Origin of the sequence: Ferrimonas lipolytica, assembly GCF_012295575.1 — a bacterium.
Lineage (GTDB): Bacteria > Pseudomonadota > Gammaproteobacteria > Enterobacterales > Shewanellaceae > Ferrimonas > Ferrimonas lipolytica.
The window spans coordinates 3,169,804-3,195,143 of sequence record NZ_CP051180.1; the positions used below are offsets into that span (position 1 = coordinate 3,169,804).

Consider the following 25,340-nt stretch of genomic DNA (forward strand, 5'->3'; position numbering starts at 1 on the left):
GAGGTTCCTAATTTAAATGGTTGGATCGGTTGGTCGTTCAGGTGTGGACGACTCACCCGCTTCAGTATTTTCATCGTGGTCGCTATCGGTGAGCAGCTGCGGCTCTGATTGCTCTAATTCACGTTGCTTTTCGTCCAGTTTTTCTAGCGCTTCTTTTGCTTCGTTAGCAAAGCGGAAGACTTTTTGGGTTAACTCTGCCGCCACATCACTATCAAGTAGTGGTTGCGCCGCATAGTCTAAGCTGTATTCGCTCAATCCGTCGGTCACATTATACTGCGGTTGTGACCACAGCGCTTTTAACGCTTTCTGACGCTGTAATGGGTCAACGCCCTCTTTCAAAAAGTCGGCGAAGCTGCCGCCTTCTTCAATTTCGTCAGGGTCAGGCAGCGGTTCCAGCTCGCCCTGTTCTTCAACAGCTTCCAGTTCTTCAGCTTTTTGCTGTGCCAGTTGCTGCTCAATCTGTTCGAGTTCAGCGGCGGTTTGCTGTTGTTTATCTTCAACAGCAACCTCCTCGCGTCGTTTTTGCCAGCGCTTGAATAGGTCGCTCATCCCTTCTTTCCTCGACCCTTCATCTCATCACGTACGTCGATGTGCTTACGCCGCTTCGCTTGAATGGCCATTTCACCATGGCGGGTGATGAAAGCTTCTAACCAACAACCAATGGCCTCTGGGATAGGCATCGTCAATACTGGCGTATCACCTTCTAAGGCACCTGCGGCAATATTTTGATTGGCGGTTAAGCTTTGCGGAATTGGAATGCCGTCACCACGGTCATCGCAGATCAGAAACATTTTGGGTTCTGGCAGGTCAAGGTTGAGACGGTAATTTGCGCGTTCATCGAGGAAAAGTTCCATCCCAACAGGGTAGGCGCCTTCTGGTTTGTCACCGCTATCCGGTACTAATTGGTCAATTTCCCACTGGGTTTGTGACCATCGGCCAATACTGACTTGTTTGGAACGCAGGGTCACATAAAATGACCAATAAGATTCGCTTCGGGACATGGGTCTTCCATCTGGAAATGAACATTCTTCGCAATGATCAATTATTCAAGTATCGTTGGTTTGTTTTAACGATGATGATCACACTTTTGACACGGCCTAAAACAAATTGTTCTGTAACCGTGAGACAAGGACACACTATTTGGTGCACCGAGGGTGAACCATATCTTAACCTAGTCTAGTTTAGTGACTGAAATCCAACCTTCGGTAGTTACCAAGGTTAAATCTGTTATGTCAGCAGCAAATGTACAGATTTATTCTGATTAATCCATTACCTAATTAGAAGAGTAGTGCCAAATATGACCACAGCCTCGCACCGCCCTCGCCTATCTCGCACCCATGCAGAAGCTCCATTAACCATTGCCGTAACCGCGGTAAATGAACAAGGCGAAACGGTTGATAAAAGTATCGCCTGCGAACGCCCGTTAACCCTGTACCTCAACTGGAAACCAATCGTCACCTTAATGACCTTAGGTGCACGGCCAGAAACGTTGTCGTTAGGCTACCTAAAAAACCAAGGCTTCATTACTGATATCAACGAGGTAAAGTCGGTTATCGTGGATTGGGATGTAAACTCGGCTGCCATCATCACCAACGAAGATACCGACCACGTGGCGAAGAAGATGGAAGAGAAAACCGTTACCACAGGCTGTGGCCAAGGCACGGTATTTGGCAGCTTTACCGCTGGCATTGATGAGATTGAATTGCCAACACCAACCCTTACTCAAAGCGGGATCTACGCGCTGCTGAAGAATTTGAATCAGTACAATGAAACTTACAAAAATGCCGGTGCAGTGCACGGATGCGGGGTTTGCCATAACGATAAAATCCTCAGCTTTGTTGAGGATGTTGGTCGCCATAATGCGGTAGATACCTTGGCTGGCGAGATGTGGCTAGATGGCACGGATGGTGGCGATAAGGTGTTCTATACCACCGGTCGATTAACCTCGGAGATGGTGATTAAAGTTGCTAAGATGGGCATTCCGGTTCTGTTGTCCCGCTCTGGCATTACTGAGATGGGTTTAACGCTGGCTAAGCAGTTGGGGATAACCACCATCGCTCGAGCTAAAGGCCGCCACTTCTTGGTGTACCACGGTGCAGACACCATCACCTTCGATGGAAACAAATAATGACCAACGACAGCTTATTTTTAAACGCTCGCCAAGTTGCAGACTACCTCGATCTTAATGAGAAGAAGGTCTATGCAATGGCGAACGAACGCCAATTGCCCGGCACCAAAGTTACCGGTAAATGGCTTTTTCCTAAGGCATTAATCGATCGATGGATTATCGACTCCTGTCATGGCGGAACCTTATCTGACCGATTGATTATCGGTGGCAGTGACGACCCATTATTGCACCATGTGGTTCGTCGAGTTAGCCAACGAATAGGCAGATCAGGGCTTATTAATTACAGTCCCAGTGATACCCGCTCAGGCTTAACTCACCTATCCAATGGCTATACCGACGTATGTTGTATCCATTGGAGTGAATCGCACGAGCGAGATGTTCGCCACCCGGCACTACTCAAACACCATAATGTCCACAAACAATGGGTACTGGTGCACGGAGCCAACCGTGACTTTGGTTTATTGATGCGTAATGAACATCATCACCTGGGGCAAGATCTGCAAGAAGCCGTAAGTCTACGCTACCGCTGGGTGCCACGTCAGTTGGGCTCTGGTTCGCGTCATCAAATGGATAACTTCTTGACTAGCCAAGGCTTGACCGCCAGTGATCTAAACCTGCAACCTGAAGCACTATCTGAACACGAATTGGCAGCGACCATTGCTCGTGGCGAAGCCGATTTTGGTATCGGTTGCCAAGGCATTGCAGGGGAATTTGGTCTAGCGTTTCTGCCGTTGGGCACCGAATCGTTCGACTTAGTGATGCCACAAGGGGTGTTTTTCCGTCAACACCTGCAAGCGTTATTCACTTCATTGCAATCTCCAGATACCAACATCCATGCCAATATGTTGGGCGGATACGATCTAAGTGATTGTGGCAAAATAATTTGGAGTGCGTCCTGATATCAACCTGAGTAACGGCTTAGTCAGATTGATATCAGCCGCAAAGCGTTAGCTAATGGTGTTGACTGGGGCGTCGAGCTCCGGGCTCTCCGTTGGCAGCTTCACCGTAAAGACAGTACCTTTATCTGGCTCAGACTCCAGTTCGAAACCACCGCCGAAGCGGCGAATAATGCCATAGCTAAGGGATAAGCCGAGGCCGGTACCCTGTTTACGAGTGGTAAAGAACGGGTCAAAGATCCGCGATTGCAGCTCCTTGGGAATACCACAGCCATCATCTTCGACGCGGACCTCCACCCCTTTGGTACTGCCATCGGCTTCAACCCAATCTTTAGTGATAACCCGCACCTCGCCGTTACCATCCATCGCATGGGCTGCATTAACCACTAAATTAATCAACACCTGCAATAGCTGTTGGCGATTTACTGCCGCTTCCGAGGTCGCTTGCAGATCGAGTGTCACCACCACCGATTGGCGACTGAGAGAGTGACGTACTAACACCAGCATCTCGTCAATAATAGGATTAATGGCTTGGCGCTTAATGGGCATATCCATATCGCCAGGACGCGCATATTGCAGCAGCGATTGAATGATCATCTTGATACGTTGCACCTGCTGGAAGATCAGCTCAATCTCCTCTTCCACATGGCTAGCGTTGTCACCCAGTTCCCATTTAATCAGTTCGATATTGCCGAGGATAACCGCGGTAGGGTTGTTGATCTCATGAGCAATACCAGCGGTCATCTCACCTAAGGCCACCAACTTTTCATTAGTTACCATCTGGCTGCGGGTGGTATTGAGCAGATCGATATTTTGTTTCAGCTCGTGAGTCAGATCTTGTAGGCTCTGAGTTCGTTCGCGAACCTTCTGCTCCAGCTGGTCATTGGCCAACTGGATCTGGCGATTACGCTGCTGTAACTGATCAAGCATCTGGTCAAACTGTTGCGCCAACACCGACAGCTCGTTGCGTTGGCCTAGGCCAAGATCGCCAATGCGCAGATCCTCACCTTTCTCAACCGCATTCACCACCGTCGATATCTGTTTAATCGGTTTCAACAATCCAGCAGCACCGCGATGAACCGCCCAACTGGAGATAATTAAAATAACCAGTAAGGCGCCACCGAGCTCAATGATGTTGCGCAGATAGGTATCAATGAATGCCTTTTCAACGAACCCGGTATACAACATGCCAATGCGATTGCCACTAATGTCGTTCAATGGCATATAGGCCGACACATTCCAAGCGTCATATTCGTATGAGCGACCGACCCAGATCTCCCCTTGCCTTAATACTTTCTGTCTAACCGCTTCGGACACCTGACTACCAACAATACGTTTACCGCTATCGGAGTCGCGAGCATTGGTGCTGATTCGAGTGTTATCTAAAAAAAGGCTTACCGAACCCACCACGTCGTATGGCAAAGCATCGTCGGTGTAAACCAAGTCACGCACCTCATCAACATAGGCGCTCTCGTGGTTGAGCAACATACCGCCATCTAACGCACCTAAAATGTAGCCGTTTTCATCCATCACCGGCACTAACGAGCGCGAGACTAAGCCACGATACTCACCTGAGCTTTCAGGCTCAGCCGCCATCAGCGTAGGGACAATGCGCAGTTCTGCTTGCTTAGATAGCTCCGGGACCAACCGATCCAACTGGGAGGCACTGAGTACTTGCAAACCTGAGTTGGTGGGACTGACTTTAAGCGCAAGCAATTCCTGATCTTGACGAATTTCAGCGGGGCTTAGGTAGCGGAGAAAAGTGAGTCCTAAACGTTGCTGCCGCTGTGTCAAGAACCGGTCTAATTCGGTAAGTTTATTTTGGTTCAATAACTCTCTGAATTCCCAACTGCGTTGCAATTGAATTAACGCCCGCTTACGCTGCGAACTCTGAGCTTCAAGCACACCCTGAGCAACGGATAGATCACCACGCACCTTCATGTACAACTGTGTACCGGTATAGGTGACGTTCCAGTAGATAGTAATGAATACCAAGCTGGCCAAGGTCAATAAGACCGGTAATAACAGCAACACTACCAAACGGTAGCGCACGGTGCTGGTCGCTAGCTGCCAATCGCGCAGCAGCAGCGTTCGTCCCCGGTTAAACATGGTTACTCTACCAAGCCCCATTCTTTAAACTTCCGGTCCAACGTTTTTCGGCTGACCCCAAGCACACGAGCAGCAGCGGATTTGTTGCCTTTATGCTCTTCAATCACCTTAAGCACATGCAATCGCTCAACCTCTTTCAGCGCCATTTGGCTTGGATAACCTGCCTCACCAACCGCAACCATCTCAACCACTGGCTCGATCTGACTACGCCAATACTCTGCTGGTGGCTTACCTAACAACAAACAACGCTCAACCATGTTACGCAGCTCGCGGATGTTGCCCGGCCAGTCATAACGCTGCATTACGAGGAGATCTTCGTGGCTCCAAGTAACCTCGCGCACGCCCAATTCGGTGGCTAACTGACGAGTAAAATGATGCACTAAATCAACCACATCGTCTGGTCGCTCACGCAGTGGCGGAATAACAATATTCAGTACGTTGAGGCGGTAGAATAGATCGCGCCGGAAACGACCGGCTTCCACTTCCGCCATCAACTCACGGTTAGTGGCAGCAAGCACCCGCACATTCACAGGAATCTCTTTCTCAGAGCCAACCGGACGAATGGTACGTTGCTCCAATACTCGCAACAGTGCCATCTGCATTTGCATCGGCATCTCGCCAATCTCATCTAAGAAGATGGTGCCGCCATTAGCAAAGCTAAACAGCCCTTCACGGCCATTGCGGCCACCGGCAAAAGCATCCGCTACATGACCAAACAGTTCGCTTTCCAGTAACTCTGGAGCGATCGCGCCACAATTTACCGGCACAAAGGCGCCGTTGCGGTTAGACAGCTGATGCAAACTGCGAGCAACCAGCTCTTTGCCTGTACCCGATTCACCCTCAATCAACACAACTGATGAGGTAGCAGCGACCCGACGGATCACATTTTTCATCTCAACGATATTGGCGCTTTTACCGATAATGGTGTGCGGGTGGCTTTGAGCGATCTCCCGCTTCAACAACAGGTTTTCTCGACGCAGCACTCGACGTTCAACGCAACGCTGCACCGATTGCATCATCTGATCCAAACGAAACGGCTTGAGAATAAAATCTGATGCTCCCGCGCGCAGGGCACGAATGGCGGTGTCCATGTCAGCAAAGCCGGTCATAAAGATCACATCAGAACGACGAGTATCTTCATCTAACGCTTCATGCCATTCAATCCCGTCCCGTCCCGGGAGATTGATGTCGACAATCAACAGATCGAAGTGACAGCGACTGCGTAATTGCTCTGCTTCTTCAACGGAGCCCGCCGTTTCAACCAGGCTGAAAGTTCGTGACAGCGCCTTTTTCAAGAAAGAGCGCATGCCCGATTCATCATCGACAACCAGCACCGACATAACGGTATTTGGGGTATTCATTTCAACCATGTTTCGGCGGTCTCACTCGTCAAGGTTGCACCAAAATGTCCACTTTGGGTCATTTTGACAACTAAATTTAAAAACTGTGTCATTTTGGCTCACTATAAGCCATAAATAATGTGATTCAGTGCAAAAAAGAGAGCATAGCATTCTGGCATTATCGCTGCGTCGCGGTTATCCCCGGTTTGCTGAACTTTACTCAGCCAACATTTATGGATATTTTTCGCTAAATAATAAGGACTCATTCAATGAAAAAGTTACGCATCTTGTTGGCTTCGGCCGCTATGGTACTAGCATTGCCAACCGTTGCAGCAGACAACGTGGTAAAACTGGCTACCACTACCAGCACCGATAACACGGGTTTGTTAGCCTATCTATTACCTGAATTTGAACAGCAAAGTGGCTTTCAAATCCAAGTAATTGCCACCGGTACCGGCAAAGCCCTTCGCCACGGACGTAACGGCGATGTTGATGTAGTAATGACGCATGCTCCAGCAGCAGAAGCCAAGTTTGTTGCTGACGGTTACGGCCACCAGCCTCGCCAAATAATGATGAATGACTTCGTCATCGTTGGCCCTAAGGCTGACCCAGCCAAGCTGAACCAAGCAAAAGATCTGGATGATGCCATGAGCCGCATCGCTTCTTCCGGTAGCAAATTCGTTTCACGTGGTGATGAGTCTGGCACCCATATGAAGGAACTGGCGTTGTGGAAACACGCCGATATCACCACTGACTTCACTGGTTACAACGCCATCGGTCAAGGCATGGGCCCTGCACTATTGACTGCCGACCAAATGGGCGCCTATCTTCTGGCTGACCGCGGTACCTACTTAGCGTTTTCCAACAAACTGGATTCTGAAGTCGTTTTCGAAGGCGCAGACAAGCTGGCTAACCCTTACCAAATTGTTTTGATTAACAAGCAACGTTACCCAGACCTGAACCACGACGGCGCTCAAGCACTGAGCGACTGGTTAATCACCGACAAAGCGCAAACTATGATTAATGACTTCCGCGTTAATGGTAAACAGCTGTTCAAAGCAACTTACAAGGCCACAGCTGAATGAACCAAGGCTTTCTAGCCAATGTTCTGGAAGGGCTTAGGTTACTCGTTACTTTTGATGCCGATGTATGGGATGTCATCGGCGTCTCCTTTACCGTTTCCAGCCAAGCGTTGCTACTAGCCTTACCCGGTGCAATCTGCATCGGGTTTCTGCTAGCGACCACTCGCTTTCCTGGCCGCTGGATCTGTGTTTCTCTTTTTCAAACTCTGCAAGCTGTCCCTACCGTTGTGGTTGGTTTGCTGGTCTATTTACTGCTTTACCGCCAAGGCCCCCTTGGTGATCTCCGCTGGCTGTTTAGCCAACCGGCGATGATTATGGCGCAGTTTATGCTCGCCTTCCCCCTTTTGGTTTCACTCTGTTATGGCGCCTTTGCCAGTGCAGATTGGCGCGCATGGGAAACGGCCCGCACCTTAGGAGCTGGCAAGTTCCGCGCCTTTCTCGTCTTGTGTCATGAGCTCAGAGCACCACTTTGGGTTGCCGTTATCAGTGGATTCAGTCGCGTTATTACGGAAGTGGGCGCCTCAATGTTGGTGGGTGGTAACATCCAACACGTAACTCGAAATATTCCCACTGCTATCGCTCTGGAAACCAGCAAAGGCTCGTTTGCTCAAGCAATTGCGCTGGGTACCGTGCTATTGCTACTGGCGCTTATTTTGAACTTCACCGTCGGTAGCCTGCGTCATCAACGCGACAGTTTGGCACGAGGATAATCAATGCTACTCACCAGTCACAATCTGGCGATCTCTTTTGCCCAAACGGAGCTGTTCAGCAACATCAATATCGAGTTGAAACAGGGGCAGTCCGTATGGCTCCAAGGAGTCAATGGCGCCGGTAAAACCACCCTGTTAAAGCTGTTGGCCAAGCTAACTAAACCAAGCAATGGCAACGTCACTCACCATGGGGTGGCAACCAAAACGGGTGCGGTTATCTACCTACACCAGCAACCTTATCTGTTTTCTGGTTCGGTATTGGACAACCTTGAATTTGGCCTTAAGTCACTAAAAATGTCCTCGGCGCAACGGCGGAGCGCCTGTGCTGAAGCATTGGAACTGGCCCAACTCAGCCATCTAACCAACCGCAGTGCCCAAGTATTATCTGGGGGTGAACGCCAGCGTTTAGCCCTCGCTCGCGCTTGGGTGATGCAGCCTAAGTTGCTGTTATTGGACGAACCGACTGCTAATCTTGACCCTATATCTCTGAAATTGATTACTCATATGGTGAAACAGCTGCAACATCAGGGCTGTTCGATTATGGTAACCAGTCATCAGCAGACACCGTTAACCGAGCTGTGCCAGCATCGCTGGTTGCTTGAGCAGAAACGGCTACAGTGTCCATAACCATAGGAACAGATTGCATGACTATCGCAAACCTCACGTTGGCCGTATTAGCAGGCGGTCAGGCCCGCCGAATGCTTGGTGAAGATAAGGGATTAATCGCCGTCGCTGGTAAGCCAATGGTGCAACACGTGTTGCAACGTCTACAGGCACAACCAGAGTCAACGGTATTAATCTCAAACCGTAACCAAGCGGAATACAGCAAACTTGGCTACCCCGTATTCAGCGACGAAATCCCTGATTACGCTGGGCCATTAGCTGGGGTTTGCAGCGCATTGCAACATTCTAATACCGACTACATGTTGGTGGTACCGTGCGATACACCGATGTTACCGGCAACGTTAGCTGAAGATATGATGGCGACTCTCATTGAGCATGATGCCGAGATCGTTATCGCTCGAGATAACGAACGTGATCACCCGGTCATCATGCTTTTAAAATGCACGTTACTGGACTCACTTCACGAATATTTAGCCGGCGGCGACCGTAAGGTTGCACTGTGGTACAACAAACACAAAATGGCATATTGTGATTTTGGCGATCGCGCTGCAGCGTTTGCCAACATCAACACCCCCGAACAAAAACAGCAATTGGAACAGCAGTTGCTCGAACAGAATACCTAACGAGGTTTTTGCATGACTTTGGATCAACTCCTTGCCGATTGCCGTGTACCGGTCCTTGGGATCTGTGCTTTTAGTGGTACAGGAAAAACCACGCTGTTGAAAAAGCTGTTACCAAACCTAGCCGGACGCAACCTGAAAGTAGCAGTGCTAAAACACGCCCACCACAACTTTGAGGTTGATAAGCCCGGCAAAGACAGTTTTGAGATTCGTAAGTCCGGTGCTGATCAGATCTTGATTGCCTCGTCACAACGGCGCGCGCTGATGATGGAGCGACCAGTTGAAGGTGACCCAAGTCTTAAAGAATTGTTAGGTATGATTGATCAAGATCGGGTTGACCTGATCTTGGTGGAAGGCTTTAAACGCTTACCCCTACCAAAGCTGGAACTGCACCGTGCCGAGCTTGGTAAGCCATTTGTGTTTGAAAGCGACAACCTAATCCAAGCCATTGCCTGCGATAACGCCACCGAGCTGCCCGCAGAAGCAAACCTTAAGCGCATCGACATCAACGCCGTTGACGACATTGCCGATTACATCCAGAGCTTTATGGCACAATGGCAGCCGGTAGGCAATCAACCGTTCGGGCCAAGCTGCGACAGTTTCGAGCGCAAACAGTTGTCGGTTAAGCAGGGGATTGAGCGGATCCTTGCGATGGTTAATCCATTAACCGAAACCGAAACAGTGCCGCTAACCCAAAGTATCAATCGCGTTCTTGCCGAGCCAGCGGTATCGCCAATCAACGTACCACAACATACCAACTCGGCGATGGATGGCTATGCCTGTAATTTCGACACAGATATTGCTTCCTACCAAGTGATGGATACGGTGTTTGCCGGCCACGCTTATCAAGGAGAGTTGCAGCCAGGTGAAGCGGTTAAGATCATGACTGGTGCACCGATGCCTCAAGGTGCCGACACAGTTATCATGCGTGAATTGGCTACTGAAACCGACGCCAACGTTCGCTTTGAAGATGGCGTAGTAACCGGCCAACACGTTCGCCAAGCCGGTGAAGACATCGCCGTTGGCGAACAGGCTCTGCCTGCCGGTGAGCGGATCACCCCCGCCGCTGTCGGCTTATTGGCTTCACTTGGCCTTGCCAATCCGGTGGTTTATCGCCGTCCTACGATTGCCATCTTCTCAACTGGTGATGAGGTTTGTTCACCGGACGAACCGCTAAAACCAAACTGCATCTACGATTCCAACCGTTACTCGCTGCATGGTCTGCTAACCAAACTCGATTGCGATATTCTTGATCTTGGCGTGATTGAAGATAACCAAGCAGCGATGGAACAAGCACTACTTAATGCTGCCGCCAAAGCCGACATCGTCTTAACCTCTGGTGGTGTTTCTGTCGGTGATGCCGACTTCATTAAAGATGCGCTGGAACAAACCGGTGAAATCAACTTCTGGAAAATCGCCCAACGCCCAGGGCGACCGCTGGCGTTTGGTACCATCAATGGCACCCTGTTCTTTGGTTTGCCAGGTAATCCGGTGGCCACCGTTGTGTCATTTTTGCAATTTGTGCAACCTACTATCCGCAAAATGGCAGGCGAATCTGATTGGCAACCAAGGCTGCTGCGTGCGACCTCGGCCACACCTTTGCGCAGCCGTATTGGTCGAACAGAATTCATTCGCGGTATAATGCAAATTGGTGCTGGGGGACAACTTGAAGTTAGCTCTACCGGCGCTCAAGGCAGCGGTATGCTTAGCTCGATGACTGAAGCTAACTGCCTAATTGTTATTGAAGAACCCCAAGAGCATGTCGCAGTAGGCGATACCGTATGGGTTCAACCATTTTCTGATTTGCTTTAACGGGAATGCTGTAAATGAGTCTTACTGACGGATTTGGACGAAAAATCGATTATCTGCGCCTTTCCGTCACAGATCGATGTGATTTTCGCTGCATCTACTGCATGGACGAAGATCCAACCTTCTTACCTCGTTCACAAGTACTAACGCTGGAAGAGATTCAGCAAATTGCCCAAGCCTTCACCGAACTCGGTGTACGCAAAATCCGTTTAACCGGCGGCGAACCACTAGTTAAATCTGATTTAGTGTCCTTGGTCAGTAAACTATCGGCCCTTCCCGGCCTTGATGATCTGTGCATGACCACCAACGGCTCGCGCCTAACCAAATTTGCCAAACCGTTGGCCGACGCCGGCCTGATGCGACTCAACATCAGTCTCGATACTCTTGATGAAGAACGATTTAAAGCGACCACCCGTAACGGTCAACTGAATCGCGTACTTGCCGGCATTGATGCTGCTCGAGAAGCGGGTTACAAGCAGATTAAACTCAACGCAGTTGCCATCAAAGGCAACAACGATGATGAAATTGTCGATCTGGTTAATTACGCTCGTAGCAAGCAAATCGACATCACCTTCATTGAAGAGATGCCGCTGGGCGTACTAAGCGACAACCGCCGTGAACATTCGTTGCTTACCAGCGACGAAGTTAAAGCGAAGATTGAGCCCGCTCATTCGCTCATTTCAACCACCGAACGCAGTGGCGGCCCTGCCCGTTATTATCGTATGGCCGACAGCAATACCCGCGTCGGTTTTATCAGCCCTCACAGCAATAACTTCTGCCAAGAGTGTAACCGCGTGCGTGTAACCACAACCGGAGAGCTGCTGCTGTGTTTGGGTAACGAAAACTCGGTAGATCTGCGCCAAGCCGTGCGTAATAAACCCAATGACATTGAGCACCTCAAGCGAGTTATTTGCGAGGCCATGGGCAATAAACCCGAGAAACACCACTTTTCGACAGGGGCAGAAACCCAAATCCTCCGCTTTATGAGCCATACCGGCGGATAAATACTCTGTACCATTAAAAAGACCCAGCCAAGTGCTGGGTCTTTTTATTTTGATTAGCCATGAGAAATAAATTCAGCAATAAAATTTATAAACCTTTATTGATTAACTAAGTCGATATTTAATGCCGACAATCTACCGCTAGCAAGTTATTCTCACCAGCAAATGCAATTCACGTTAGACAAATACTAATCCACTTCAACAATAGTATTTACGGCCTAAAACAAAGCGGCATAACTAACTAAGTCTTGCCACCTCTAACCCGAAGGTAATTCACAAAATATCAACCTGATAACCCAAGTAATCTCACCGCCATCAAAAAGTCACAACTGTAGTAAATAGATCTCAATCTAGATATTATTAGTATGCAATAGTCTATAACAGCAAGCGTTACTGGCAGCAGTAAATGTTGTAAGAAATGGATTTTTTGGGGCAAGAGGGAATATCGTGCGTTCACAAGTATTAGCTACGACTGTTAAAATTAGCAACATTCTAGGGGCAACGGAACTTGTTGTTACAGGACTCGATGGTTCTGAACGCCTAGTTCACATTGGTGATATAGTATTCGCCGGTGAAACCGTGCAATTACCTGAAGCCAGCGCGATTGAAACTGCCTCCCTCACTGCAGATGTGATCCCACCGACTAACCAAGACATTGATACTGAAATCGATGCTATTCAACAGCTATTGTTGGACGGTGGTGATTTGGAAGAGTTACCTGAAACCGCTGCAGGCAACAGCGAAGCTGAGGGCAGCGATAGCTACATTAACATTGCTCGTGTCGGAGCAGAGACCATCGCTGAGGCACAATTCGATACCAGCGGCCCCAAAGCCATAGATCTCCTCGAGCGCGATTCCGACAACGACACTGCCACAGCATTCAGCGTTCTTACGCCCAACGACGCCCCGGTGGCCAACGACGACAGCGTCAACGCAACCGAAGACACCCAATTCAATTCAGTTATTGAGCTGGACGCCAACGATACCGATGCCGATAGCGACACCCTAACCGTCGTTGCAGGCACCTTCACCACCACCCAAGGCGGCACCATCGTTATTGCTGCCGACGGCAGTTACAGCTACACCCCAGCGCCGAACTTCAACGGCACCGATAGCGTCGAGTACACCGTCAGCGACGGCAACTTAACCGACACCGGCACCTTGACCATCAACGTCGGCGCCGTAAACGACGCCCCGGTGGCCAACGACGACAGCGTCAACGCAACCGAAGACACCCAATTCAATTCAGTTATTGAGCTGGACGCCAACGATACCGATGCCGATAGCGACACCCTAACCGTCGTTGCAGGCACCTTCACCACCACCCAAGGCGGCACCATCGTTATTGCTGCCGACGGCAGTTACAGCTACACCCCAGCGCCGAACTTCAACGGCACCGATAGCGTCGAGTACACCGTCAGCGACGGCAACTTAACCGACACCGGCACCTTGACCATCAACGTCGGCGCCGTAAACGACGCCCCGGTGGCCAACGACGACAGCGTCAACGCAACCGAAGACACCCAATTCAATTCAGTTATTGAGCTGGACGCCAACGATACCGATGTCGATAGCGACACCCTAACCGTCGTTGCAGGCACCTTCACCACCACCCAAGGCGGCACCATCGTTATTGCTGCCGACGGCAGTTACAGCTACACCCCAGCGCCGAACTTCAACGGCACCGATAGCGTCGAGTACACCGTCAGCGACGGCAACTTAACCGACACCGGCACCTTGACCATCAACGTCGGCGCCGTAAACGACGCCCCGGTGGCCAACGACGACAGCGTCAACGCAACCGAAGACACCCAATTCAATTCAGTTATTGAGCTGGACGCCAACGATACCGATGCCGATAGCGACACCCTAACCGTCGTTGCAGGCACCTTCACCACCACCCAAGGCGGCACCATCGTTATTGCTGCCGACGGCAGTTACAGCTACACCCCAGCGCCGAACTTCAACGGCACCGATAGCGTCGAGTACACCGTCAGCGACGGCAACTTAACCGACACCGGCACCTTGACCATCAACGTCGGCGCCGTAAACGACGCCCCGGTGGCCAACGACGACAGCGTCAACGCAACCGAAGACACCCAATTCAATTCAGTTATTGAGCTGGACGCCAACGATACCGATGCCGATAGCGACACCCTAACCGTCGTTGCAGGCACCTTCACCACCACCCAAGGCGGCACCATCGTTATTGCTGCCGACGGCAGTTACAGCTACACCCCAGCGCCGAACTTCAACGGCACCGATAGCGTCGAGTACACCGTCAGCGACGGCAACTTAACCGACACCGGCACCTTGACCATCAACGTCGGCGCCGTAAACGACGCCCCGGTGGCCAACGACGACAGCGTCAACGCAACCGAAGACACCCAATTCAATTCAGTTATTGAGCTGGACGCCAACGATACCGATGTCGATAGCGACACCCTAACCGTCGTTGCAGGCACCTTCACCACCACCCAAGGCGGCACCATCGTTATTGCTGCCGACGGCAGTTACAGCTACACCCCAGCGCCGAACTTCAACGGCACCGATAGCGTCGAGTACACCGTCAGCGACGGCAACTTAACCGACACCGGCACCTTGACCATCAACGTCGGCGCCGTAAACGACGCCCCGGTGGCCAACGACGACAGCGTCAACGCAACCGAAGACACCCAATTCAATTCAGTTATTGAGCTGGACGCCAACGATACCGATGCCGATAGCGACACCCTAACCGTCGTTGCAGGCACCTTCACCACCACCCAAGGCGGCACCATCGTTATTGCTGCCGACGGCAGTTACAGCTACACCCCAGCGCCGAACTTCAACGGCACCGATAGCGTCGAGTACACCGTCAGCGACGGCAACTTAACCGACACCGGCACCTTGACCATCAACGTCGGCGCCGTAAACGACGCCCCGGTGGCCAACGACGACAGCGTCAACGCAACCGAAGACACCCAATTCAATTCAGTTATTGAGCTGGACGCCAACGATACCGATGCCGATAGCGACACCCTAACCGTCGTTGCAGGCACCTTCACCACCACCCAAGGCGGCACCATCGTTATTGCTGCCGACGGCAGTTACAGCTACACCCCAGCGCCGAACTTCAACGGCACCGATAGCGTCGAGTACACCGTCAGCGACGGCAACTTAACCGACACCGGCACCTTGACCATCAACGTCGGCGCCGTAAACGACGCCCCGGTGGCCAACGACGACAGCGTCAACGCAACCGAAGACACCCAATTCAATTCAGTTATTGAGCTGGACGCCAACGATACCGATGCCGATAGCGACACCCTAACCGTCGTTGCAGGCACCTTCACCACCACCCAAGGCGGCACCATCGTTATTGCTGCCGACGGCAGTTACAGCTACACCCCAGCGCCGAACTTCAACGGCACCGATAGCGTCGAGTACACCGTCAGCGACGGCAACTTAACCGACACCGGCACCTTGACCATCAACGTCGGCGCCGTAAACGACGCCCCGGTGGCCAACGACGACAGCGTCAACGCAACCGAAGACACCCAATTCAATTCAGTTATTGAGCTGGACGCCAACGATACCGATGCCGATAGCGACACCCTAACCGTCGTTGCAGGCACCTTCACCACCACCCAAGGCGGCACCATCGTTATTGCTGCCGACGGCAGTTACAGCTACACCCCAGCGCCGAACTTCAACGGCACCGATAGCGTCGAGTACACCGTCAGCGACGGCAACTTAACCGACACCGGCACCTTGACCATCAACGTCGGCGCCGTAAACGACGCCCCGGTGGCCAACGACGACAGCGTCAACGCAACCGAAGACACCCAATTCAATTCAGTTATTGAGCTGGACGCCAACGATACCGATGCCGATAGCGACACCCTAACCGTCGTTGCAGGCACCTTCACCACCACCCAAGGCGGCACCATCGTTATTGCTGCCGACGGCAGTTACAGCTACACCCCAGCGCCGAACTTCAACGGCACCGATAGCGTCGAGTACACCGTCAGCGACGGCAACTTAACCGACACCGGCACCTTGACCATCAACGTCGGCGCCGTAAACGACGCCCCGGTGGCCAACGACGACAGCGTCAACGCAACCGAAGACACCCAATTCAATTCAGTTATTGAGCTGGACGCCAACGATACCGATGTCGATAGCGACACCCTAACCGTCGTTGCAGGCACCTTCACCACCACCCAAGGCGGCACCATCGTTATTGCTGCCGACGGCAGTTACAGCTACACCCCAGCGCCGAACTTCAACGGCACCGATAGCGTCGAGTACACCGTCAGCGACGGCAACTTAACCGACACCGGCACCTTGACCATCAACGTCGGCGCCGTAAACGACGCCCCGGTGGCCAACGACGACAGCGTCAACGCAACCGAAGACACCCAATTCAATTCAGTTATTGAGCTGGACGCCAACGATACCGATGCCGATAGCGACACCCTAACCGTCGTTGCAGGCACCTTCACCACCACCCAAGGCGGCACCATCGTTATTGCTGCCGACGGCAGTTACAGCTACACCCCAGCGCCGAACTTCAACGGCACCGATAGCGTCGAGTACACCGTCAGCGACGGCAACTTAACCGACACCGGCACCTTGACCATCAACGTCGGCGCCGTAAACGACGCCCCGGTGGCCAACGACGACAGCGTCAACGCAACCGAAGACACCCAATTCAATTCAGTTATTGAGCTGGACGCCAACGATACCGATGCCGATAGCGACACCCTAACCGTCGTTGCAGGCACCTTCACCACCACCCAAGGCGGCACCATCGTTATTGCTGCCGACGGCAGTTACAGCTACACCCCAGCGCCGAACTTCAACGGCACCGATAGCGTCGAGTACACCGTCAGCGACGGCAACTTAACCGACACCGGCACCTTGACCATCAACGTCGGCGCCGTAAACGACGCCCCGGTGGCCAACGACGACAGCGTCAACGCAACCGAAGACACCCAATTCAATTCAGTTATTGAGCTGGACGCCAACGATACCGATGTCGATAGCGACACCCTAACCGTCGTTGCAGGCACCTTCACCACCACCCAAGGCGGCACCATCGTTATTGCTGCCGACGGCAGTTACAGCTACACCCCAGCGCCGAACTTCAACGGCACCGATAGCGTCGAGTACACCGTCAGCGACGGCAACTTAACCGACACCGGCACCTTGACCATCAACGTCGGCGCCGTAAACGACGCCCCGGTGGCCAACGACGACAGCGTCAACGCAACCGAAGACACCCAATTCAATTCAGTTATTGAGCTGGACGCCAACGATACCGATGCCGATAGCGACACCCTAACCGTCGTTGCAGGCACCTTCACCACCACCCAAGGCGGCACCATCGTTATTGCTGCCGACGGCAGTTACAGCTACACCCCAGCGCCGAACTTCAACGGCACCGATAGCGTCGAGTACACCGTCAGCGACGGCAACTTAACCGACACCGGCACCTTGACCATCAACGTCGGCGCCGTAAACGACGCCCCGGTGGCCAACGACGACAGCGTCAACGCAACCGAAGACACCCAATTCAATTCAGTTATTGAGCTGGACGCCAACGATACCGATGCCGATAGCGACACCCTAACCGTCGTTGCAGGCACCTTCACCACCACCCAAGGCGGCACCATCGTTATTGCTGCCGACGGCAGTTACAGCTACACCCCAGCGCCGAACTTCAACGGCACCGATAGCGTCGAGTACACCGTCAGCGACGGCAACTTAACCGACACCGGCACCTTGACCATCAACGTCGGCGCCGTAAACGACGCCCCGGTGGCCAACGACGACAGCGTCAACGCAACCGAAGACACCCAATTCAATTCAGTTATTGAGCTGGACGCCAACGATACCGATGTCGATAGCGACACCCTAACCGTCGTTGCAGGCACCTTCACCACCACCCAAGGCGGCACCATCGTTATTGCTGCCGACGGCAGTTACAGCTACACCCCAGCGCCGAACTTCAACGGCACCGATAGCGTCGAGTACACCGTCAGCGACGGCAACTTAACCGACACCGGCACCTTGACCATCAACGTCGGCGCCGTAAACGACGCCCCGGTGGCCAACGACGACAGCGTCAACGCAACCGAAGACACCCAATTCAATTCAGTTATTGAGCTGGACGCCAACGATACCGATGCCGATAGCGACACCCTAACCGTCGTTGCAGGCACCTTCACCACCACCCAAGGCGGCACCATCGTTATTGCTGCCGACGGCAGTTACAGCTACACCCCAGCGCCGAACTTCAACGGCACCGATAGCGTCGAGTACACCGTCAGCGACGGCAACTTAACCGACACCGGCACCTTGACCATCAACGTCGGCGCCGTAAACGACGCCCCGGTGGCCAACGACGACAGCGTCAACGCAACCGAAGACACCCAATTCAATTCAGTTATTGAGCTGGACGCCAACGATACCGATGCCGATAGCGACACCCTAACCGTCGTTGCAGGCACCTTCACCACCACCCAAGGCGGCACCATCGTTATTGCTGCCGACGGCAGTTACAGCTACACCCCAGCGCCGAACTTCAACGGCACCGATAGCGTCGAGTACACCGTCAGCGACGGCAACTTAACCGACACCGGCACCTTGACCATCAACGTCGGCGCCGTAAACGACGCCCCGGTGGCCAACGACGACAGCGTCAACGCAACCGAAGACACCCAATTCAATTCAGTTATTGAGCTGGACGCCAACGATACCGATGCCGATAGCGACACCCTAACCGTCGTTGCAGGCACCTTCACCACCACCCAAGGCGGCACCATCGTTATTGCTGCCGACGGCAGTTACAGCTACACCCCAGCGCCGAACTTCAACGGCACCGATAGCGTCGAGTACACCGTCAGCGACGGCAACTTAACCGACACCGGCACCTTGACCATCAACGTCGGCGCCGTAAACGACGCCCCGGTGGCCAACGACGACAGCGTCAACGCAACCGAAGACACCCAATTCAATTCAGTTATTGAGCTGGACGCCAACGATACCGATGCCGATAGCGACACCCTAACCGTCGTTGCAGGCACCTTCACCACCACCCAAGGCGGCACCATCGTTATTGCTGCCGACGGCAGTTACAGCTACACCCCAGCGCCGAACTTCAACGGCACCGATAGCGTCGAGTACACCGTCAGCGACGGCAACTTAACCGACACCGGCACCTTGACCATCAACGTCGGCGCCGTAAACGACGCCCCGGTGGCCAACGACGACAGCGTCAACGCAACCGAAGACACCCAATTCAATTCAGTTATTGAGCTGGACGCCAACGATACCGATGCCGATAGCGACACCCTAACCGTCGTTGCAGGCACCTTCACCACCACCCAAGGCGGCACCATCGTTATTGCTGCCGACGGCAGTTACAGCTACACCCCAGCGCCGAACTTCAACGGCACCGATAGCGTCGAGTACACCGTCAGCGACGGCAACTTAACCGACACCGGCACCTTGACCATCAACGTCGGCGCCGTAAACGACGCCCCGGTGGCCAACGACGACAGCGTCAACGCAACCGAAGACACCCAATTCAATTCAGTTATTGAGCTGGACGCCAACGATACCGATGTCGATAGCGACACCCTAACCGTCGTTGCAGGCACCTTCACCACCACCCAAGGCGGCACCATCGTTATTGCTGCCGACGGCAGTTACAGCTACACCCCAGCGCCGAACTTCAACGGCACCGATAGCGTCGAGTACACCGTCAGCGACGGCAACTTAACCGACACCGGCACCTTGACCATCAACGTCGGCGCCGTAAACGACGCCCCGGTGGCCAACGACGACAGCGTCAACGCAACCGAAGACACCCAATTCAATTCAGTTATTGAGCTGGACGCCAACGATACCGATGCCGATAGCGACACCCTAACCGTCGTTGCAGGCACCTTCACCACCACCCAAGGCGGCACCATCGTTATTGCTGCCGACGGCAGTTACAGCTACACCCCAGCGCCGAACTTCAACGGCACCGATAGCGTCGAGTACACCGTCAGCGACGGCAACTTAACCGACACCGGCACCTTGACCATCAACGTCGGCGCCGTAAACGACGCCCCGGTGGCCAACGACGACAGCGTCAACGCAACCGAAGACACCCAATTCAATTCAGTTATTGAGCTGGACGCCAACGATACCGATGCCGATAGCGACACCCTAACCGTCGTTGCAGGCACCTTCACCACCACCCAAGGCGGCACCATCGTTATTGCTGCCGACGGCAGTTACAGCTACACCCCAGCGCCGAACTTCAACGGCACCGATAGCGTCGAGTACACCGTCAGCGACGGCAACTTAACCGACACCGGCACCTTGACCATCAACGTCGGCGCCGTAAACGACGCCCCGGTGGCCAACGACGACAGCGTCAACGCAACCGAAGACACCCAATTCAATTCAGTTATTGAGCTGGACGCCAACGATACCGATGTCGATAGCGACACCCTAACCGTCGTTGCAGGCACCTTCACCACCACCCAAGGCGGCACCATCGTTATTGCTGCCGACGGCAGTTACAGCTACACCCCAGCGCCGAACTTCAACGGCACCGATAGCGTCGAGTACACCGTCAGCGACGGCAACTTAACCGACACCGGCACCTTGACCATCAACGTCGGCGCCGTAAACGACGCCCCGGTGGCCAACGACGACAGCGTCAACGCAACCGAAGACACCCAATTCAATTCAGTTATTGAGCTGGACGCCAACGATACCGATGCCGATAGCGACACCCTAACCGTCGTTGCAGGCACCTTCACCACCACCCAAGGCGGCACCATCGTTATTGCTGCCGACGGCAGTTACAGCTACACCCCAGCGCCGAACTTCAACGGCACCGATAGCGTCGAGTACACCGTCAGCGACGGCAACTTAACCGACACCGGCACCTTGACCATCAACGTCGGCGCCGTAAACGACGCCCCGGTGGCCAACGACGACAGCGGCCTCAGCGTCGCTGAAGACGGCAGCCTCGAGCTAAACCTGCTTGGCAACGACACTGATATTGATGGCGATACGCTGAGCGTCACCAGCATCGCTGGTGAGGACTTAACCGGCGCGGAACAAACCATCACCCTCAATGATGGCAGTGGCACCGTCCAAGTGGCCGCCGATGGCACCATCACCTTTGTCCCAGTGGCCAACTTCAATGGCGAAGTCAGCTTCGACTACACCATCAGCGATGGTAACGGTGGCTCTGGCAGCGCCAAGGTTGAGATTACGGTAACCCCACTCAAAGACGCTCCGATCGGTCAGCCGGATCAATTCGATGTCGTTGAGGGCGCAAGCCTAACGCTAAGCGCAGCTCAGTTAGTTACTAACGATAGTGATGTTGACGGTGATGCACTCACGGTAATCAATATTGCGAGCGACAGTAGCGGGAATGGCGAGATTTCAGCAGCGACTGTAGGTGCAACGGTCACAACTGCACTTGGTGGTATCGTAACCATCAATGCCGATGGCACTTATGAGTATACCGCTCCGGCAAGCGTTGATCACAGCAGCGGTGCGGTTACTGATAGCTTCTATTACCAGGCAGGTGACGGCACCGATACATCTGCATGGACAAGGGTTGCAATCGACTTAGGTGACACTGCGCCGGACGCTAACGATGACACAGATAGTATCGGCTTTGGCGGCACCGCATACGGTAATGTCATCACCGGGGCCGGCACTGACGGCAGCGGTATTGATTCAATTGGTGCCGACGACACTCAGTTGCAAGACGTGAGCTTTGATAACACTACCTACAGCAACTGGGATGTGCAGGGTAACCTCACCATTAACACCGATAACGGCATCTTGGTAATCAACAGGGACGGCAGTTACAGCTACGAGTCAACGCAAGCCGAAAGCGGCAGTCAAACATTATCCAGCTCCGATCTATTTTCCGGAATTGGTGCGCAGTTGTTTGCATACGCAAATAAAACCGACATCAATATTACCGCTCTGGCTAATACCGGTGCTTCGGTAAATAATTCTAATTCAGTTATCGGGGTCACTTCACCGCTAAACAATAGTCAGATTAGAGACTCGGAGGCGCTCGTTATTCAGCTTGATCAAGCTGCCAACAGCGTCGAGTTGCAACTGAATGATATGAAATCTAACGGCTCCGAAACCGTATTCTGGCAAGCCTACGATATTAACAATCAACTGGTAGATAGTGGGTACACCAATGGTAACGACATATCTATCGCTCCCACTTCTGCGGTTCATGCCATCGTCTTATACCAAGAAGATGCCCGCGGGCAAAATGGTTTTACGCTAGTTGATGTAACCATCAATTCTGAGCAAGGTATTCCCACCAGCGACAGTTTCGATTACACCTTAATCGACGCCGATGGCGATACCGATTCAGCCACCTTGATCGTTAACCAAGACTCAACTCCTACTGCCATTAATGATTCAGGCAACGTGGCTGAATCGGGTTTAAATGGCGGCAACGACGAGGGTAGCGGTACCAATACTGCCTTCGGTAATCTATTGGATAACGACACCGGAATAAGCAGCTCAACCCAAATAACCAGTGTTGAGGGTGAAGTTGCAATCAACGGCATCATTACCGTCACTACCACTTATGGCGTATTAACCGTTCATGTAGATGACAGTAACGGCCAGCGCGCGGGTTATTATGAATATGAATTAACCTCACCAGCGAGCACAGATGATGCATCCGAAACAATCAACTACACGGTTGAGAATGGTCTCGGGGAATCCTCAAGTGCCAACCTAACAATCGATATTATTGATGACGCTCCAGTAGTCAAAGATATCAGTCAGAACCTAATGTCCGATTCGGCCCCAATGACCACCAACTTGAGCTTCGTGCTCGATCTGTCAGGTAGTATGGATGATCCAGCCGGCAACGGTAAAAGCTACCTAGAAACCGCAGTGGAATCGTTAACGGCTCTTATCAATACTGTCGATGATACTGGCGACGTCAATATTCAGATTATCACCTTCTCTGGCAGCACCATGGGTAACTCCACTTGGTTACTAGACGATATTGACGGAGCCATAAACCACTTAAACGGCTTGTCTGCAGACGATGGAACCCGCTATAGCACGGCATTAGATACCATAATGGGCAGTGGTCCTCTCCCCGTTGCAGACCAAAGTTTTGTGTACTTTATCTCGGACGGTGCTCCAAACGACGGTTATCAAGTAAACGAAAGTCAACAAGATGCCTGGGAGGCCTACCTCGACCAAGATGGCTACTACGATATCGCCTTTGCAATCGGTATTGGTGATGCACCGCTAAATGAACTACTGCCTATAGCACACTCAAAAGATCCGAACGACGACAATAACAACTACGCCGTTGTCGTTGATGATGCTGCAGATTTAACCGCAACGGTGGTCGAGTATTTCGACAACAATAGTATTGAAGGAGAGCTTAATCTGCTCACGGCAAATGGTGGTATTAGCATAGGCGCTGATGGCGGCAATATCCAAGCAGTAACTATCGATGGAACAACATATACTTACGATGGCAATACCGCTGAACTAGCTGTCACCACCACTCTTGGTGGGTTATTTACCCTCGACTTCGTAACCGGAACCTACAGCTACACCATCGATGTGGATCGCAATGTCCTCAACGAAACCGAATCTATCAGCGTCGATGTCATTGATGGCGACGGCGATACCGATAGCTTATTGCTCGAGCTGCATATCGACTATTACGCTGGGCTTGATGCTAACGTCAACAACATCATCACCAATGGCACTGAGGGAGGCTCATTAACCCTTGATGCTGCCTATCTTACCCATGGTGATGCGACACCAGAAGACTCACAAATCAGTGCAGTTAATGGCGACGGTGTTTCCCTCGACAATGGCCTTATCACCATTGCTGATGGCTCCGATGGCGATAGCTTTGAGTATGTCTTGGCAGGTAATAATACCTCCGACAGCGCTGAAGTTTCACTGGATTACCGTGACTCCACTAAACTGGTCGGTACTCATGAAAATGACATCATCATGAGTCACTCGGCTTCAGCTACGCCTTCTATGGCAGAAATCACCGCAACCGTACGTAGTGGCGATACTTACCGCACCTCAAACCAATTTGGCTTTACCGTTTCTGCATTAGCAGCAGGGCTATCGGTTGCGAAAATTGAGATAGATTTAGCAAGCAAAGATAGCAACGCCTACTTCGACATTGATGACAGTAATTTAAGTTTGGGCAGTAACTCCACAGGTATTGATCAAGCCTCAAATATTTTTGATGACATGACGAACGATAGTCCCGTCTTGACTGCCAACTTTGTTGCCGGTGATTTCACCAATGGCGATCAGTTTTGGTTCTCCTTCGATACCGATTACTTAGGCAGCGATTACTTTGGCAGGGACTACGGAGCTGATCTGGTCGGCGTTTCCTTCACTGTCACCCTAAGCGATGGCTCGACAATGCAAGGTACCTATGAATCTGATGGCAACTCAGGTGCTACCGCCCGTTTATTCGACAGTATTCTTGATGGCCAAGCAGGCGATGATGTACTGATTGCAGATAACGGTAATGATTTACTGCTCGGTGGCGGCGGTGATGATTTACTCATTGGTGGTTTAGGGAGCGATATATTGACAGGTGGCGCAGGCAGCGACACCTTTATGTGGCAAGATGGTGACGCCAATGGTGGCGAAGATGTTATTACAGACTTTGAACAGTTTGAGCGGCTAGAGCTGTCTGAACTGTTGATCGGTGCAACCGCCGATAACATCGGTGAGTACTTGTCAGTCAGCAGCGACGGTACTAACACCACCATTAATATTATTGATACCAATGGCACTGCAACAGGCGGCGATAGCCAAACCATTGTGTTGCAAGGGGTAGATACTGACCTCTCAACCTTACTTGGTGAAGGATCGCTTATCTTCGCTGATGGTAGTGATAATGCGGGCACGGCAACTGCCGCAGTTAGTAACATTACTCCACCGCAACAATTAGACACTGATCTGCCATAGGAAGGAT

At 52.3% G+C, this 25,340-nt stretch carries 13 protein-coding genes; 9 read left to right on the forward strand and 4 right to left on the reverse strand.

Features of this window, described 5'->3' with window-relative positions; translation table 11 throughout:
• Positions 1-12 precede the first annotated feature (12 nt).
• Together HER31_RS14535 and HER31_RS14540 are read right to left on the reverse strand one after the other, a co-directional pair.
• Complete coding sequence (locus tag HER31_RS14535; RefSeq protein ID WP_168661551.1) at positions 13-549, reverse strand: DUF3306 domain-containing protein; 537 nt, start codon at positions 547-549, stop codon at positions 13-15.
• Positions 546-1,001: a DUF3305 domain-containing protein gene (locus tag HER31_RS14540; protein WP_168661553.1), complete on the reverse strand. Its 456-nt coding sequence runs from the start codon at positions 999-1,001 to the stop codon at positions 546-548. Before HER31_RS14540 ends, HER31_RS14535 begins: the two co-directional genes overlap by 4 nt.
• Before the next feature lie 296 nt (positions 1,002-1,297).
• On the opposite strand from HER31_RS14540, the gene HER31_RS14545 reads away from it, so the two are divergent.
• Together HER31_RS14545 and HER31_RS14550 are read left to right on the forward strand one after the other, a co-directional pair.
• Positions 1,298-2,128, forward strand: a complete 831-nt coding sequence (locus HER31_RS14545) for a formate dehydrogenase accessory sulfurtransferase FdhD (protein WP_168661555.1) — start codon at positions 1,298-1,300, stop codon at positions 2,126-2,128.
• Entirely contained in the window at positions 2,128-3,027 is a 900-nt protein-coding gene (locus HER31_RS14550) for a helix-turn-helix transcriptional regulator (protein WP_168661557.1), read from the forward strand. The genes HER31_RS14545 and HER31_RS14550 overlap by 1 nt, the downstream gene beginning before the upstream one ends.
• Before the next feature lie 48 nt (positions 3,028-3,075).
• Here HER31_RS14550 and HER31_RS14555 read toward each other — a convergent pair whose 3' ends face one another.
• Positions 3,076-5,133, reverse strand: a complete 2,058-nt coding sequence (locus HER31_RS14555) for a sensor histidine kinase (RefSeq protein ID WP_168661559.1) — start codon at positions 5,131-5,133, stop codon at positions 3,076-3,078.
• A 2-nt stretch (positions 5,134-5,135) separates the two neighbouring features.
• A complete protein-coding gene (locus HER31_RS14560) occupies positions 5,136-6,494 on the reverse strand; it encodes a sigma-54-dependent transcriptional regulator (protein WP_238786839.1) in 1,359 nt (452 codons plus the stop codon).
• A gap of 248 nt (positions 6,495-6,742) precedes the next feature.
• Between HER31_RS14560 and HER31_RS14565 the strand changes: the two genes are divergently transcribed.
• The 7 genes from HER31_RS14565 (at position 6,743) to HER31_RS14595 (ending at position 25,333) form a co-directional block, all read left to right on the forward strand.
• Complete coding sequence (locus tag HER31_RS14565) at positions 6,743-7,558, forward strand: ABC transporter substrate-binding protein (protein ID WP_168661563.1); 816 nt, start codon at positions 6,743-6,745, stop codon at positions 7,556-7,558.
• Positions 7,555-8,265 carry an ABC transporter permease gene (locus HER31_RS14570; protein WP_168661565.1) on the forward strand — a complete coding sequence of 237 codons (711 nt, stop codon included), beginning with the start codon at positions 7,555-7,557 and terminating at the stop codon, positions 8,263-8,265. The genes HER31_RS14565 and HER31_RS14570 overlap by 4 nt, the downstream gene beginning before the upstream one ends.
• Before the next feature lie 3 nt (positions 8,266-8,268).
• A complete protein-coding gene (locus HER31_RS14575; RefSeq protein ID WP_168661567.1) occupies positions 8,269-8,892 on the forward strand; it encodes an ATP-binding cassette domain-containing protein in 624 nt (207 codons plus the stop codon).
• Between the two features lie 17 nt (positions 8,893-8,909).
• Positions 8,910-9,512, forward strand: a complete 603-nt coding sequence (gene mobA, locus HER31_RS14580) for a molybdenum cofactor guanylyltransferase MobA (RefSeq protein ID WP_168661569.1) — start codon at positions 8,910-8,912, stop codon at positions 9,510-9,512.
• Between the two features lie 12 nt (positions 9,513-9,524).
• Complete coding sequence (locus HER31_RS14585; RefSeq protein ID WP_168661571.1) at positions 9,525-11,321, forward strand: bifunctional molybdopterin-guanine dinucleotide biosynthesis adaptor protein MobB/molybdopterin molybdotransferase MoeA; 1,797 nt, start codon at positions 9,525-9,527, stop codon at positions 11,319-11,321.
• A 14-nt stretch (positions 11,322-11,335) separates the two neighbouring features.
• On the forward strand, positions 11,336-12,322 hold the full coding sequence (gene moaA, locus HER31_RS14590) for a GTP 3',8-cyclase MoaA (RefSeq protein ID WP_168661573.1): 987 nt from the start codon (positions 11,336-11,338) through the stop codon (positions 12,320-12,322).
• A gap of 444 nt (positions 12,323-12,766) precedes the next feature.
• Positions 12,767-25,333: an Ig-like domain-containing protein gene (locus HER31_RS14595; RefSeq protein WP_168661575.1), complete on the forward strand. Its 12,567-nt coding sequence runs from the start codon at positions 12,767-12,769 to the stop codon at positions 25,331-25,333.
• The last annotated feature ends 7 nt before the right edge of the window (positions 25,334-25,340 follow it).